The sequence below is a fragment of the Caballeronia sp. LZ029 genome, assembly GCF_031451275.1.
In the GTDB taxonomy this organism is placed as follows: domain Bacteria; phylum Pseudomonadota; class Gammaproteobacteria; order Burkholderiales; family Burkholderiaceae; genus Caballeronia; species Caballeronia jiangsuensis.
Genome location: NZ_JARUXO010000093.1, coordinates 196,970 through 211,769, shown reverse-complemented (window position 1 = coordinate 211,769; position 14,800 = coordinate 196,970). Strand labels below are relative to the sequence as shown.

Annotated in this window: 16 protein-coding genes; 9 read left to right on the top strand and 7 right to left on the bottom strand. The window is 64.3% G+C overall.

Annotation, left to right across the window (positions count from 1 at the left end):
* Positions 1-38 precede the first annotated feature (38 nt).
* Both QCE73_RS35100 and QCE73_RS35095 read right to left on the bottom strand, forming a co-directional pair.
* Complete coding sequence (locus QCE73_RS35100) at positions 39-1,229, bottom strand: YncE family protein (RefSeq protein ID WP_309885500.1); 1,191 nt, start codon at positions 1,227-1,229, stop codon at positions 39-41.
* Between the two features lie 19 nt (positions 1,230-1,248).
* Positions 1,249-2,022 carry a glucose 1-dehydrogenase gene (locus tag QCE73_RS35095; RefSeq protein ID WP_309885499.1) on the bottom strand — a complete coding sequence of 258 codons (774 nt, stop codon included), beginning with the start codon at positions 2,020-2,022 and terminating at the stop codon, positions 1,249-1,251.
* 150 nt (positions 2,023-2,172) lie between these two features.
* Here QCE73_RS35095 and QCE73_RS35090 point away from each other — a divergent pair, with 150 nt between their 5' ends.
* From QCE73_RS35090 to QCE73_RS35080, 3 genes are all read left to right on the top strand, one after another.
* Positions 2,173-3,066, top strand: a complete 894-nt coding sequence (locus tag QCE73_RS35090) for a LysR substrate-binding domain-containing protein (RefSeq protein ID WP_309885498.1) — start codon at positions 2,173-2,175, stop codon at positions 3,064-3,066.
* Positions 3,067-3,449: 383 nt separating this feature from the next.
* Entirely contained in the window at positions 3,450-3,668 is a 219-nt protein-coding gene (locus QCE73_RS35085; protein WP_238212936.1) for a hypothetical protein, read from the top strand.
* A 103-nt stretch (positions 3,669-3,771) separates the two neighbouring features.
* Positions 3,772-4,830: an LLM class flavin-dependent oxidoreductase gene (locus tag QCE73_RS35080; RefSeq protein WP_309885497.1), complete on the top strand. Its 1,059-nt coding sequence runs from the start codon at positions 3,772-3,774 to the stop codon at positions 4,828-4,830.
* A gap of 63 nt (positions 4,831-4,893) precedes the next feature.
* Here the strand turns inward: QCE73_RS35080 and QCE73_RS35075 are convergent, their stop codons facing one another.
* Genes QCE73_RS35075 through QCE73_RS35060 form a run of 4 tightly spaced genes read right to left on the bottom strand, consistent with a single transcriptional unit; the run spans position 4,894 to position 8,759 of the window.
* A complete protein-coding gene (locus tag QCE73_RS35075) occupies positions 4,894-6,135 on the bottom strand; it encodes an acyl-CoA dehydrogenase family protein (RefSeq protein ID WP_309885496.1) in 1,242 nt (413 codons plus the stop codon).
* 19 nt (positions 6,136-6,154) lie between these two features.
* The gene (locus QCE73_RS35070) at positions 6,155-7,159 is read right to left on the bottom strand and encodes an NrtA/SsuA/CpmA family ABC transporter substrate-binding protein (RefSeq protein ID WP_309885495.1); all 1,005 of its coding nucleotides are present in this window, start codon (positions 7,157-7,159) and stop codon (positions 6,155-6,157) included.
* 44 nt (positions 7,160-7,203) lie between these two features.
* Positions 7,204-7,923 carry an ABC transporter ATP-binding protein gene (locus QCE73_RS35065; RefSeq protein WP_309885494.1) on the bottom strand — a complete coding sequence of 240 codons (720 nt, stop codon included), beginning with the start codon at positions 7,921-7,923 and terminating at the stop codon, positions 7,204-7,206.
* Positions 7,920-8,759, bottom strand: a complete 840-nt coding sequence (locus QCE73_RS35060; RefSeq protein WP_309885493.1) for an ABC transporter permease subunit — start codon at positions 8,757-8,759, stop codon at positions 7,920-7,922. The genes QCE73_RS35065 and QCE73_RS35060 overlap by 4 nt, the downstream gene beginning before the upstream one ends.
* Before the next feature lie 18 nt (positions 8,760-8,777).
* Between QCE73_RS35060 and QCE73_RS35055 the strand changes: the two genes are divergently transcribed.
* The 6 genes from QCE73_RS35055 to QCE73_RS35030 all read left to right on the top strand — a co-directional run bounded on the left by QCE73_RS35055 (position 8,778) and on the right by QCE73_RS35030 (position 14,150).
* A complete protein-coding gene (locus QCE73_RS35055) occupies positions 8,778-9,014 on the top strand; it encodes a hypothetical protein (RefSeq protein WP_309885492.1) in 237 nt (78 codons plus the stop codon).
* A 65-nt stretch (positions 9,015-9,079) separates the two neighbouring features.
* A complete protein-coding gene (locus QCE73_RS35050; RefSeq protein ID WP_309885491.1) occupies positions 9,080-10,162 on the top strand; it encodes an ABC transporter substrate-binding protein in 1,083 nt (360 codons plus the stop codon).
* Complete coding sequence (locus QCE73_RS35045; protein ID WP_309885490.1) at positions 10,159-10,998, top strand: ABC transporter ATP-binding protein; 840 nt, start codon at positions 10,159-10,161, stop codon at positions 10,996-10,998. Before QCE73_RS35050 ends, QCE73_RS35045 begins: the two co-directional genes overlap by 4 nt.
* 90 nt (positions 10,999-11,088) lie before the next feature.
* Positions 11,089-11,856 (top strand): ABC transporter permease, encoded by a 768-nt coding sequence (locus QCE73_RS35040; RefSeq protein ID WP_035500146.1) that lies wholly within the window; start codon positions 11,089-11,091, stop codon positions 11,854-11,856.
* A 7-nt stretch (positions 11,857-11,863) separates the two neighbouring features.
* The gene (locus QCE73_RS35035; RefSeq protein WP_309885489.1) at positions 11,864-12,727 is read left to right on the top strand and encodes a transporter substrate-binding domain-containing protein; all 864 of its coding nucleotides are present in this window, start codon (positions 11,864-11,866) and stop codon (positions 12,725-12,727) included.
* 49 nt (positions 12,728-12,776) lie between these two features.
* Entirely contained in the window at positions 12,777-14,150 is a 1,374-nt protein-coding gene (locus QCE73_RS35030) for an LLM class flavin-dependent oxidoreductase (protein ID WP_309885488.1), read from the top strand.
* A gap of 214 nt (positions 14,151-14,364) precedes the next feature.
* Here the strand turns inward: QCE73_RS35030 and QCE73_RS35025 are convergent, their stop codons facing one another.
* Positions 14,365-14,649: a hypothetical protein gene (locus QCE73_RS35025; protein WP_309885487.1), complete on the bottom strand. Its 285-nt coding sequence runs from the start codon at positions 14,647-14,649 to the stop codon at positions 14,365-14,367.
* Between the last annotated feature and the right edge of the window lie 151 nt (positions 14,650-14,800).

Below are 14,800 nucleotides of genomic sequence, written 5' to 3'. Positions count from 1 at the left end.
CTTCTCTCCTGTTGTTCGTTGCGTGAAAGACTGGCGCGTCAGCGCGGCGTGGTGCGCAGGGACGAAGGTCCGCCCGTCAGTGAAATGCGTTGTCCGGTGTCGCGCAGATGGCCGCCGTTCACGGCGTAGAAGGCGAGTTGCTTCTCGACGTTGAACTGCACGATCAGATGCTTGCTGTCGGCGGTGAAGACGATGCCCTGCGCCGCTTCGCCGCCCGGCGCTTCGGCGACCTTCACGGCCTGACCATCGCGGATCGCGAACAGCAGCACCTTGCCGCGCGCGTGGCGTCCGGGGTTGTCCGGCGTCAGGTTGGAGCCGTCCATCGCCTGCACGCCGATCCATTTGCCGTCGGGCGAGATCGCCACGCCCTCGGGCAGCGACGGCACCGTCACATGCTGAACCGCGCGAAACGGCGTGCGCGAGACGTCGATGAGCGTGACCGTATCGGCATCGCCCGCGAGCTTGCCCGGATAGCCGGGCAGCCCGGCCAGTCCGACATCGCTGACGACGGCCCACTTGCCGTCGCTCGATACGTCGATCGTGTAGGGCGCGACGCCGCTCGAAAGACGCGTGCCGCTGTCGGTCACGTGGCCGTTGGCGACGTCGAGCACGGCGACGCCCTGTTCGTCGCGCAGCGCGACGAGCGCATGTGCGCCGTCATGCGTGAAGCTCACGCCGGCAAGCCGCTTCTGCGCGATCTTCAGCGTGTCCAGGAGCGTCACGCGGTTGCCGTCGATGCCGAGCACCGCCACGCTGCCATCGACGCACGGGACGAGCGCAAGCGCGCCGCTCCGGTCGATGGCGATGCCCTGCGGATGGCTGCCGATATCGAGCCGGGTCACGGCGGGCGGCGTCGCCTGCAAATCGACGATCTGCACGAACGAATCCATCAGCAGTTTCTTCGCGGCGTAGTCGTAGCGCGTGGGCGCGCCGACCAGCGCAAGCCTCGCGTCGGGCGTGATCGCGACCGCCTGCGGCGGCCCCTGAATGCCGTTCTCGACTTCGACCTGCATCCTGACCCGCGGGGGAAAGACGCTCGCGTCCAGCAGCGTCAACGTGTCCGGCGCGGGGTTGTCCGGATACGTGTCGCGGCCTTCGACGCGCTGATACTTGCCGTCGTTGCCCGACACGATCCAGTCGGACGCATGCGCAGCGCACGCGGCGACGGCCATCGTCAGACCGGCGAGCGCCCGGACGCGGCGGCTTCGGTTTGCCAGTGAATCAAGCATCTTGTTGTCTCCTTTGGGCTCAGACCACGCTGGTCAATCCGCCATCGACGAAAAGCGTCTGGCCGTTTACGAAATCCGACGCCGCCGACGCGAGAAACACCGCCGCGCCGCACAGCTCCTCGACGCGGCCCCAGCGGCCCGCCGGCGTGCGCTTGCAGAGCCAGTCGGAGAATGCCGGATCGTCGACGAGCGCGCGATTGAGATCGGTCTCGAAGTAGCCGGGCGCGATGGCGTTGGCCTGAATGCCGTGGCGCGCCCATTCCGCGCACATGCCCTTGGTCAGCATGCGAACCGCGCCCTTGGTCGCGGCGTAGGGCGCGATGCCCGGCCGCGCCAGTTCGCTCTGCACCGAACCGATGTTGACGATCTTGCCGCGCCCGCGCGTCAGCATGTGCCGCGCGACGGCCTGCGAGACCTGGAACACGCCGTCGAGATTCACGCGCAGAAGGTCGTGCCAGTCGCGCTCGCTGAAGTCTTCGAGCGGCGCGCGGCGCTGGATGCCCGCGTTGTTGACGAGAATATCGATTGCGCCGATGTCCTTCTCGACGCGATCGATCGCCGCGACGACCTGCTCGCGCTCGGTCACGTCGAAGACCGCGTAGGCGGCGTCGAAACCTTCGTCGCGCAGGCTTGCGGCAACGCCGGCTGCTTTTTTCTCATTGCGATCGTTGATGACGATTGCGGCGCCCGCGCCCGCGAGCCCTCGCGCCAGCGCCAGCCCGATGCCGCGCCCGGAACCGGTGATCAGCGCGCGCCTGCCGTGCAGGCTGAAGAGTTTGAGTGTCTCGTCCATTTTTTAGCGCCCCATTCGTTGATGGATGCGGTTTGTCTCCGAATGCGCCTAGTTCACCCGAAGAACGGCCGTCGCGCCAATAGTCTTTCATGACGCTGTTATCATGAATCGTGATGACGGGCGCCGTACGCCCGCGAGCCGGGGGTTTTCATGGAGCTGAAGCATCTGCGCGCGTTCGTCGCGCTTGCCGAGGAACTGCATTTCGGCCGGGCTGCGCAGCGCCTGTGCATCGTGCAGCCGGCGCTGAGCATGCAGATCAAGGCGCTCGAAGAGGAACTCGACGTGCGCCTGTTCGAACGCGATCGTCACAAGGTCGTTCTGAACGCGACCGGCAGGCTTTTTCTGCCCGAGGCGCGCGCGACGCTGCATCAGGCGGGTCGCGCGGAGCAGATCGCGCGGCTTTCGGCGCGCGGCGAGATCGGCACGTTGCGTATTGCGTTCGTGTCGTCGGTGCTGCCGAAGCTGCTGCCGGCGCTCATCCGCGAAATGCACACGCGCTATCCGCTCATCACGCTCGAACTGAAGGATATGCCGACGCCGGATCAGATTGCTGCGCTCCGGGAAAATCAACTCGACTTCGGCCTGATCCGCCTGCCGGTGAGCGTCAGCGGCCTCGACATCCGCGTGGTGCTCGAAGAACCGTTCGTCGTCGCGCTTCCCGACGATCACGCGCTCGCCATGCAAACGACGATTCATCCGCCCGATCTCCGGGGTTTTCCGGCTTTCGTCCTGGCGCGCCGTTACGCACCGGGTTTTCACGACGACATGCTCGTGGCGCTCAAGCGCGAGGGCGTGGATCTGAACATCGCGCAGGAACTCGGCGAATTCTCGACGATGCTCGCGCTGGTTTCAGCAGGGCTCGGCATCGGCGTGATTCCGGCTGCCGCGGCGATGGCGCTGCCGCCGAAGGTCGTGGCCCGGCCGCTCGAACTGCGCGATCACACATCGGGTATCGGGCTTGCGTCGTGCGGCCCGGAAAATGCGATCAAGCGCGCCTTGCTCGATGTAATCGAGCTGTGCACCGACATTCGAAAGCAGGCGTGATTGGGTGCGGCCGAGGCCCGCAAAAGAAAACGCCCGCGCTGAACGCAGGCGTTTCCGTGGCCCCGCTACCGCGCCCCAATGAACGGTTTCTCGTTCGACTTTCTTCAGGGGCCGGCTGCCGCGCGGCTCACTTTCAGTATAGGCGATGCAGCGGGATATCCAAGCCGACGAATCATATTGCAGCGGTTAATTAACTGTCGCTGTTTCGATCGAGCGCTCACTGCTTCGTCAATGTAATTGGCAATCCAAAGCAATCGCGCGATATAACTGAGGCCAGCGCTGATTTGCTTTCTTCAAAGCATTCGTTGGCGATGAGCGCATCGAGCTTTAGCATCGGGCGCCAGAGATGATTTTCACGCTCCGGCGCTTTCCAGGAAAACTTCATGCGATACAAGGGATATGACGTGGCACCGTCCGCACATGCATTGCCGAGCGGCCTGTATGCGGCGAACCTGATTATCGAAAGCCCCACGGCGGCGAGCGGCGCATCCTTCACCTTCGATGCGCTCGACTACTTCTTCGAGCCCGATCACGCCATCGCGTATGCGGCGCGCTGGGCCCGGCTCTGGATCGATCAGCGCAGCAAGTCCGCGCGCGCCTAATGCCGATATGGCAATTCCTTATCGATAGAAATTGGATCGCCATGTGAGCGCCCGGCGTTAGCATGAGCATCCTTCCCACTCTGTCCATCGGTTCATTCAAGCGATGTCCAAATTTCCCCGCTTCGGCGTCTGGGCGCTCGTGCATGGCAGCCGCGCGGCGCTACAGGATCCCGAGGAGCCGTACGACGCCTCGTGGACGCGCAACAAGGCGCTCGTGCTGGAGGCCGAACGCCTCGGTTACGACTCCGTGCTCGTCGCGCAGCATACGATCAACCCGCACGATCCCTCGCTCGATCAGCTCGAAGCGTGGACGGCGTCGGCGGCACTGGCGGCGCTCACTTCGCGCATCGAGATCATCGCGGCCATCAAGCCTTATCTCTATCATCCGGTCGTGCTCGCGAAAATGGCGCAGCAGATCGAGCACATCAGCGGCGGGCGCTTCGCGATCAACCTCGTGAACGCGTGGAACCGTCCCGAGCTCGAACGCGCCGGCATCGGCTTTGCCGAGCATGACGAGCGTTATGCCTATGGCCGCGAGTGGATCGCGGTCGTCGAGGCGTTGCTGCGCGGCGAAGCCGTCACGCATCGCGGCGACCACTTCCGTATCGATGACTATCGACTGCGTCCCGCCGATCCGTTCCGCGCGCGTCCGCGCATCTATGTCGGCGGCGAATCGGAGCCGGCTCGCTCGCTCGTGGCGGCGCATGGCGACGTGTGGTTCATCAACGGCCAGCCGCACGACGACGTGGCAGCCCTGATCGCCGATGTCTCCGCCCGCGTGCGACCGGCCGGACGCGAGGCGTTGCGCTTCGGTTTGTCGGCGTTCGTGATCGCACGCGAGACGCAGGATGAAGCGCAGGCGCATCTCGAACATCTCTTCGCGCTGGCGGAACTCGACAAGCCGCTGCGCGAACGGCAGAAGGCCAATACCGATCCGAAAGCGGTGATGCACCAGACCTTCGCGCGCTCGGCGCGTGTCGGATCGAACGGCGGCACGGCGGCCGATCTCGTCGGCGATTACGATACGGTCGCGCGACGCATCGTCGATTTTCATCGAGCAGGCATCGAACTTTTCATGCTTCAGTTCCAGCCATTCGAGGCCGATATGGGCCGCTTCGCGCAGGAAGTGATGCCGCGCGTGCGCCGTCTGCTGGGCGGCTGAGCACGCGGGTCCGCTCGTCGCGTCAGGCCTTCGGCGGCGCGCGAGCGGACACGTCATGCACGATCAGAAGAACGCGCCCGTGGGCGGCAGTTGCCCGGTCAGCAGGTTCTGCCCGAGCAGACGTTCCTTGTAGAGCCGCGGGTTATGCGAGGCGATCACCTTGATGTTGCGCCAGTGCCGGTCCAGTGCGCCGATGCGCGAGACGACCGAGCCCGAGCCGAGATCGATCAGCCAGCTTGCGATCTGCGGAGCGAGATCGTCAATCACGACCTTGGCTTCGGAAGCCGCGAAGGTAGCGGCGAGCGTGGTCTCGTATTCGTCGCGCGTGCCCTGCGCATCCCATACGCGCTGCAAGGCGACGACCGCGCGGTCCGCGGTCGCCTCGACGCTCGCCGCGTACGCGCGAATACGGCCGAGCAGCGATTGCAGCGCGGGTTCGTCGACGGGATGCGCCGCTTCGCCGTGATAGAAATTGCGCCCGCGCGCGCGCAGCACGTCCACGGCGTCCAGCGCCACGCGCCGCACGATGCCCGCGATGCAGTTGGTCAGATAGACCTGATGGAAGGTATAGCCCCACGGCGCCGCTTCGTCGGACTTCGGCGGGTCCGTCGGATAGAGATGCGCGGCGGGCACCGTCACGTCGCGAAACCGCGCCGTGCCCGAGCCTGTCAGACGCTGGCCGAAACCTTGCCAGTCGTCGTCATCGCTAACGCCTTCGCCGCGATCCAGCACGTATTGCACGGTGCGGCCCGCGCGGCTCTCCACCGCGAGTCCGATGAATGCGTCGTTGTACAGATTGCCCGTCGCGTACACCTTGTCGCCCGAGCCGACGTAGACATCGCGGGACGCGTCCCATTCGAGCCGGCTCAGCACCTTCGTCGGGCGCGCGCCTGCCGCCGTCACGTCGCTATCGACGAAGCTCAGCCCGATGGTTTTCTTCTGCCCGGCGATTTCCAGCACGCGTGCATGAAAGGGATGCTCGCGCCTTCTGAGCGCGGCTTCCACTTGCCACAGATGATTGCGGAATGCATGGGCGATATTCGAATCCGCCGCGGCCACATCGCGCGCGACGACGAGCAATTCGCGCAGCGACACGCCGCGTCCGCCGGCATCGACGGGAAGACGCAGCGCGCCGAAGCCGAGCGCCTTGAGACTTGCGATCTCCTCGCGCGGAAGGCGATGATCGCGTTCACGCTCGGCGGCGCTCGCGGCGATGTCGTCGATGATCTGCGCGAAACCGAGGCTTGCCGACAGCGGCGATACGAGCGCGGGCCCGGCACTCGAAAGGTTGGTGAGTTCAGACATGATCTTGCATTTCCTCGAATCAGACCTTGATGCTGTAATCCGCGACCTTTATTCGCGAATTGATGATCTTGCGTTCCGCGAGCCAGTCGGCGGCGCGTTGAAATTGCGCGATGAAAGCGGCATCGTCGGGCTCGTGGAACTGATTCACTCGCTTGAGGCTCGCGAGATAGTCGCGCACCTGATCCGGATACTTGCCTTCGCGTTGCACGAGAAGCTCGGCGTCGGCGGAATGCGCGGACTGCCATGCGCCTTCTACGCGGTACGCGTCGATCACCGCGCGGATCAGCTCGGAGTTCTCTTCGGTGAACTTCCGGCGCGTCACGAGGGAGCTGTAGTCGATGAGGAAATCCAGATCGCGGCCTTCGTTGAAGATGTCCTTCGCGTCATTCGAGAAGCGCGAGATGTCCACGCCGGGCGACCACATCGACCATGCATCGACCTTGCCTTGCGCGAAAGCCGGCGCGGCGTCGGGCGGATTCAGATAGACGAACTGGACCTTGTCGCGATCGACGCGATGCTTTTCCAGCGCCGCGATGAGCAGGAATTCGCCGAGGCCCGAACGGTTGACGGCGACCTTGCGGCCCGCCAGATCGGCGACCGAATCGATGCCGCTCGACTTCTTCGCGATGATGGCCGTCGAGCGGGGCGAATAGATATCGAACGCGTTGAACACGATCGGCGATCCGGCGAGCATCGCGGCGAGCGCGGGTGTCGTCGATCCCCAGAAGCCGAAGTCGGCGCTGCCGCCGACCACGGCCTGAATCGAGGGCGCATGGTTCGGAAACGGGCCGATCCATTCGACCTTGATGCCTTTGGCGGCGAGTGTCTTTTCGAACACGCCGCGTTGCCTGGCGATGTCGGGCAGGCTGCCGTAGCCCCAGCCGATGCGCACAGTATCGGTATTGCGCGTGAGCTTGCGCGGCTCGGCGGCTCGCGCGGGGAAAAGTCCGCTGGTGGCGACGCCGGCCAGCAGGCCTCCTGCCGCGCGTAACAACTGGCGGCGGGTCAGCGAAGAATCAGTCATCCTTTGAGGTCCTTCTGGTTGTGCGGGAAAAGGTCAGTGAGAGGTCAGTGCGTTTGAACGCCCAGCTCCGCGAGCAGGATGGGCCGCAGCGCCAGCGGCGCGTGATCCTTGGGCTGGAACGCAGCGGCTATGCGTCCGGCGCGCATCACGAGAATCCTGTCGGCGAGCGTGAGCGCTTCGTCGACGTCATGCGTCACGATCAGCACGCCCGGCTGATGCAGCGCGACGAGTTCCTTGACGAGGCCGTGCATCCGGATGCGAGTGAGCGCATCGAGGGCCGCGAAGGGCTCGTCGAGCAACAGCAGCGCGGGGTCGTGTATGAGCGCGCGCGCCAGCGCCACCCGCTGCGCCTGACCGCCCGACAGATTGCGCGGCCAGTCGTCCTCACGTCCGGCGAGTCCGACTTCGGCCAACGCGCGCGCCGCGCCTTCGCGGCCGATCGTGTTCTCGTGACCGAGCGCGACGTTCTGCCATAACGTCGCCCAAGGGAGCAGCCGATGCTCCTGGAACACGACGGAAGGGCGCGCCGGCGCGCGTATGTTTCCAGCGTCGGGCAGATCGAGCCCCGCCAGCGCGCGCAGCAGTGTGGTCTTGCCGCATCCGCTTTCACCGAGCAGCGCGACGAATTCGCCTTTGCGGATGTCGAGGTCGAGTGCATCGATGACGACACGGCTGCCATAGCGCCGTTGCAGTCCGCGCACCGATACGGCCAGCGCCGATGCCGAACTCGCGCGCTCGCGGGACAACACGGTGCTCTGCGTCATGTGCGCGCTCCTTTGGCATAGTTCGCGTGCCACGAGAGGAAACGGCCTTCGAGCAGGCGCACGAGCGCATCCGCAACGACGCCGATGATCGCGTAGACGATCACGGTCAGCAGAATGACGTTGGTGTTCAGGAATTCGCGGGCGTCCATCGCGAGAAAGCCGATGCCTTTCGTCGTCGCGAGCGTCTCGGCGATGACGAGCGCGAGCCATGCATGCGCGAGCGCATAGCGCACGCCTGTCAGGATGGAAGGCATCGCGCCGGGAACAATGATTCGCCGCACGATCGCGATCCGGTCCATGCCGATCACGCGAGCGAGTTCCATCAGCTTCGGATCGATCTGCCGGATGCCGAGCATCGTGTTGATGTAGATGGGGAAGAGCACCGCGAGCGCGACCAGGAAGATCTTCGCGACTTCGCCGACGCCGAACCAGACGATCACGAGCGGGAGCATCGCCAGAAAGGGAATCGCGCGCACCATCTGGATCGAGCGATCGAAGAGCGCCAGCGCAAACGGCGAGAAGCCGACGGCGACGCCCAGCGCGAGCCCGATCGTCCCGCCTATGACGAAGCCTACCGCGGCACGCAACAGCGACACGCCGAGATGAACGAAAAGCTCGCCGTTCCTTGCGAGATTCACGGCGGTGTCGAAGACGCGGCTCGGGGCGGGAAGCACCTGAGGCGCGATCAGCCCGATGCGCGATGCCGCTTCCCACACGAGCACGACGATCGCGGGAATGGCCCACGAAAGCCATCGATAGAGCACGACTTTCGATATGCCCGCGCGCGGTGCATGCGAAGACACATAGCTGTTGCGGGTGGAAGTCAGGTCAGCCATTTCATTTCCGTATCAGCCATGAAGGATGGGCGCTGCGACAAAAGTTATCCGCGAGTCGAGAAGTTGAGCTGCTTATTAGAAGCCGCCGAATGGCGCGTCGACAAACGTTTTATTGTTCTTTGCTTTGCAGTGTTCATATCCGCCGATGCCGCTTTTGCCATTGCCAATCGCCTGAATTGCATTTCAGTTTTCATCGCAAGAGCTATGCATATTTCCTTCGTTCGCGCGCCTCGCATGCGGCGTGAGAATGCCTGAGCACCGCATGGCCGGTCGCGCTGTGCCCGACCATTTCCTTTTGCTGCTCTTCTCATTCCGATCCCATGAAGGCGTCCAATTCGCATCGCCGGCCATACGTTGCCGGAAAGCTCACTGTGGTGGCCTGCGCGGCTGCCGCGCTCGTTTTGCTGGGCGGCTGCAAGCCTCATGAAGAGCAGGCGCAATCGTCGGCGCCGTCGGTCGCGCAGGGCAGCCGGCAGGAAGTGACGTACTTCAAGTATCCCGATAACCCGGCGTTCGATCTCGTCTATCTCGCCGACAAGCTCGGCTATTTCGAAGGCACGAGCACGCGTCCGAAGTATGTCGGCAAGATATCCGCGCCGCAGATCATTCCGCTCGTCGGCACAGGGGAGATCGATTTCGGCACGCGCATGGTACCGCTCGTCATCTCCGCGATCGCGAGCGGCGCGGATATCAAGGTCGTCTCCGCGGGCGGCGAGACGCTGCCCGATGCTCCGCATATGAAGTACTTCACGCGCAAGGATTCCGGCATTCGCGGGCCGAAGGACTTCGAGGGCAAGACAGTGGCGTTCAACAGCTTCGGCGCGTGCGCGGAATTCGTGACGAAGAAGTATCTGTCGCAGCACGGCGTGGACGTGTCGAAGGTCAACTGGCTCGTCGTGCCCGACAACCAGTCGCAGCAGGCGCTCGTCACGAAGAACGTGGATATCGCCATCATTCATCCGCCTTTCTCCGGCGCTGCCGAGGCCGATCCGCAACTGCACAAGCTGTGGAGCGACTGGGACGAGGACGGCGGACTGGGCGGCATGGCGCCCTACAGCGTGAACGGCGCGTTCGCGCGCGCGCATCCGCAAGCGGTGAAGGATTTCGTGACGGCCATCGCAAAGGCCGGCAACTGGGTCAACGCGCATCCGGACGAAGCGCGCCAGCTCACGGCGGAGCGGCTCGGTATCGACGTGAAGCTGGTCGAGCGCTATGCCTATGTGAAGGATCTCGTGGTGACCGAACCGCCGATCCAGTACTACATCGATATCCTCGAACAGGCCGGCAAGATTCCGAAGGGCAAGGTGCAGGTGAAGGACGTCTACACGAACCAGTACAACCCATTGGCCGCGAAGCAGTCGCAGGCGAACGCGACGCCGGTCGCGAACGGCAGGCCATCATGAGCGCGACACGCACGGCACCCGACAAGATCGTCGTGCGCGATCTGTCGCTCGCTTACGTCAACGAGGCGACGGCGTCGAGCCATACCGTGCTCGAACACTTCGACCTGCGCGTGCGCGAGGGCGAGTTCCTCGCCGTGCTCGGTCCGAGCGGCTGCGGCAAGTCGACCCTGCTCAACCTTCTCGCGGGTTTGACCTTGCCGACCTCGGGCCGCATCAGCGTGGACGGCGAGCCTGTCGGCGCGGCGCGCAACAAGCTCGGCTTCGTGTTTCAGGGCTATGCGCTGTTCCCGTGGCGCACGGTGCGCAAGAACGTCGAAACAGGACTGGAGATTCGCGGCGTGAAGCGGGCGCAACGACGCAGCGAGGCCGAACGGTTCCTGCGTCTGGTCGGCCTGCTCGATTTCGCCGATCACTATCCGCATCAGCTTTCGGGCGGCATGCGGCAGCGCGTGGCGATCGCGCGGGTGCTCGCCTACGGTCCCGAAATCCTGCTGATGGACGAGCCCTTCGGCGCGCTCGATGCGCAGACGCGCGAGTCCTTGCAGCAGGAGTTGCTCGGCATCTGGGAGCAGAGCGCGAAGACGGTCGTGTTCGTCACGCACAGCATCGACGAGGCGATTTTTCTGGCGGATCGCGTGGCTATCGTCGGGCGCGGGCCGGGGCGCGTGAAGGAGATCATCGATGTGGATCTGCCGCGTCCGCGTCCCGCATCGATACGACACAGCGCCGGGTTCGTCGCGCTGCGGCAGCGCGCGTGGGCGAGCCTGAGCGATGAACTGGACGACGTTCGGAGCGCGCCGCGTGAGTTCGTCGCCGAAACACTGACGGGGGCATGAGAAGTGGCAGAGCAAGAGACCTTGAACAAGCTGCCCGTGTTGATCGGCGCGAAGCGGGCCGTGGCGCGCAAGGCAAAGCGCGGGCGTAGCATCAACGTTTCGTACGCGTTCGAGCGTTCGATCGCGCTGATCGTTTTTGCGTTGCTGTGGGAAGTGTTGCCGCGCTCGGGCATCGTGAGCCCGGCGTATCTGAGCCCGCCCTCGCAAGTGGCGCTCGCCATCGCGCGCCTGTTCGATAGCGGCGACGTGTGGAAGCATCTCGGCGCGAGCGCGCTGCGCTCTATCGTCGGTCTCCTGCTGGCCATCGCGGGCGGCGTGGTGTCGGGCTTCGCGCTGGGATGGTTTCGTCGGGCCGAACGCATCATCGATCCGCTCTATCAGTTGCTGCGCCAGGTGTCCGCGTTCGCGCTGTTCCCGGTGTTCATGCTGTTCCTCGGCATCGGCGAGTCGTCGAAGATCGCGATCATCGTGTGGGCCGCGTTCTGGCCGGTGCTGCTCAATACCATTTCGGGCGTCAAGCAGGTCGAGCGCGTGTTCATCGATTGCGCGCGCTCGATGGGCGCTTCGCAAGGCTTCATCTTCGCCAAGGTGGTGCTGCCCGCCGCGTTGCCCGAGATTCTCACCGGCATCCGGCTCGCGGGCGCGTACAGCATCACGGCGCTGGTGGCGGCGGAGATGATCGGCGCGCGCTCGGGTCTTGGCTTCTACACGCTCAATTCGCAGGAGACGTTCCAGATTCCAGACATGTACGCGGGCATCGTGCTGCTCGCGCTGTTCGGTTTGCTTATCAACAAGAGTCTTTCCTTGCTCGAACGGCGCTTGCTGCGCTGGCGCGTGGGGCTCGCGCAAAATGGCTAGGAGCGCGTTGGCAGCGCTTCCGGGTCACGGCAAACGGCTGCGCTGGCTTGCCCTTGCAGTCATGGCGATGGTCGCGCTCTCGTCGTTACCGCTGCGCGATATATGGCGCAATCTTCCGGACGATGACCGGCCCTTCGCCGCCGCGCTCGCACGCGGAACGTTGATCGTCGCGGTGCCGTCGCGGCCTGCGCCGACGCTCAATGTCGGCCGGGTCGATCATTCCGCGCGCGTGGCGGACGGCTTTGCCGCGGCGCTGGCCGAAGACATCGGACGGCGCGCGGGACTGCCCGTTACCCTGTTGCTTGCCGGACCGCGCGAAGCCGCCGACGCGCTGCGATCGGGCCACGCGGATGTCGCCGTCGCGGGCTTGGGCTTCGGCGCTGAAACGTCGATTGCCTATGCGCCGAGCGCCTATACGTCCGGGCGCGGCATGGCGCTCGTGCTTCGGCGCGGCGCGGTGCGCGAATGGAGCGATCTTGCGGGCGGCGTGATCTGCGCATCGCGCGGCAGTCCGTTCGCGCAGGCGGCCGCCCATCGCGCACAGGCAAACATACAAGCGTTCGACCGTCCGCTCGATGCGTTGCTGGCCTTTCAGGCGGGCGAATGCGCCGCGCTCGTCGACGACGAGTATGTGATCCGCCAGTTGCTGAAGCATCCCGACTGGGCCTACTACCGGAGTCTGCCCGGCACGGTTGCGCCTGCGCCTGCCTTCATCGCGACACGCACCGGCGATGTCGCGAGCACGGCGTTCATCGAACGGATCGTCGAAGGCTGGCGACGGCAACGCTGGCTCTCGACCGTGCGCGAAGATCAGGCGACGCGTCTCGCCTTCGACATGTTCAACGCCCAGAACGATCTGTATTGCCACTGAGCGGGCACGGCATAACCTGCACCGCACGCACAACGAGAAACCATCGGACATGACACAACGGAACGGACATCTGCATCTCGGCGCGTTTCTCTATCCCACGGGCCATCACATCGCCGCATGGCGGCATCCTCATGCGAGCGCCGATGCGGGCAGCAATTTCGCCCATTACGTTCAGCTCGCGCAGGCGGCGGAAGCGGCGAAGTTCGATCTGATCTTTCTCGCCGATGGCTCCGGTACGCGCGGCGACGATGCGCAATTCCTGAGCCGCACCGCCCACAGCTACGTCGCGCAGTTCGAACCAATCACGCTTCTTTCCGCGCTTGCGGCAATCACGCGGCGCATCGGTCTGGTCGGCACGGCATCGACCTCGTTCAACGAGCCGTATCACATCGCGCGCAAGTTCGCGTCGCTCGATCACATCAGCGGCGGACGCGCGGGCTGGAATCTGGTGACGTCATCGAGCGAGCATGAGGCGCGTAACTTCGGCTTCGACGAGCATCTCGCGCATGCAACGCGTTATGAGCGCGCGGACGAATTCGCGGATGTCGTGTCGGGCCTCTGGGATAGCTTCGACGAAGACGCGTTCCTGCGCGACAAGTCGTCAGGGCGATACTTCGATCCGGACAAGCGCCACGTGCTCGATCATCGCGGCGCGTTCTTCAACGTGCGTGGGCCATTGAACGTCTCGCGTTCGCCGCAGGGGCATCCGGTGACCGTGCAGGCGGGCTCGTCCGAGGCGGGCAAGGAACTCGCGGCCCGCACCGCGGAGGTGATCTTCACGGCGCAACAGACGCTCGACGACGCCGTCGCGTTCTACGCCGATGTCAAGGGCCGCATGGCGCGCCACGGCCGTCATCCGGACTCGCTCAAGATCATGCCCGGCGTCATGCCGATCGTCGGCCGAACGGAAGCCGAGGCGCGCGCGAAGTTCGACGAACTGCAGGCGCTCATCGATCCGGTTGTGGGTCTCGCGATGGTTTCGATGCTGACGGGCGGCTTCGACCTGTCGGCCTATCCGCTCGACGGGCCGATTCCCGAATTGCCCGAGACCAACGCAAGCAAGAGCCGTCAGACGCTGATGATCGAGCTTGCGCGCCGGGAAAATCTCACCATTCGCGAGCTTTATCGTCGTATTGCGGGCGCGCGCGGACACTGGCAGCTGGTCGGCACGCCTGCGCAGATCGCGGATGCGCTAGAAGAGCGTTTCGTGCATTACGGCGCGGACGGATTCAATGTGATGCCCGCGTTGCTGCCCGATTCGCTGAACGACTTTATCGAGCTGGTGATTCCGGAGTTGCGGCGTCGCGGACGCTTTCGCAGCGAATACGAAGGCCGCACGCTACGCGATCATCTCGGTCTCGCCAGGCCAGCGTCGCGTTATGCGAGCCGGGAAGATGGGAAGTTTGCCGCCAACCTTGGTTAGCCGTTCGCCGTCCACTGCGCGAATTTAAAGAATAACTTTATGATCGCGAGGGGTTAAGGGCGGTACATCCTCGCCGCCCTATGAGAGCCAGTAGTGAATGCTCGCAAAGGCCGATCTGGCGCGATGACGCTCGTACTGCGATCTTCGGCAGCCGGTCAGTCGCGGTCAGTTTCCCGTATTAGAAACGAGCTATTCGAATGGCTGAGAATAAGGCTCACATATCGGCGACAGACGAGCCTTCCACCTTTCCATCGACGATATCTTCACCGCGTTGACGAGCGGCGCGCCGAGCGATTCCGAAGTCCACAAACACATCTTGCCGATCGAGCTTGAATACGCGGCTCGTGCCAGCCTCGCCCGATATCTCCGGGCGACAGATGCGAACCGCGACATCGTAGCCTTCGTCGTAGCGAGAATGCCTGTCGAAGCGGCTGAATGCCCGCGAGAACACGAGAGGATGAAGTTCGAAGCCCTTGTAAAGAGGCGGGAATGCTGGCATGAACGTCTCCTCGAGAATGAAGGACCACTATACCCGCAAAGCCCGCAGGGAGCGAGGGACGAGCGGTCAGACAAATCGCTTCCGCGCCGCGGGCCGAAAGATCTTGACGGTTTTCGAGGCGAGGCGTACTTTTCTTAATGAAGTCTTCAAG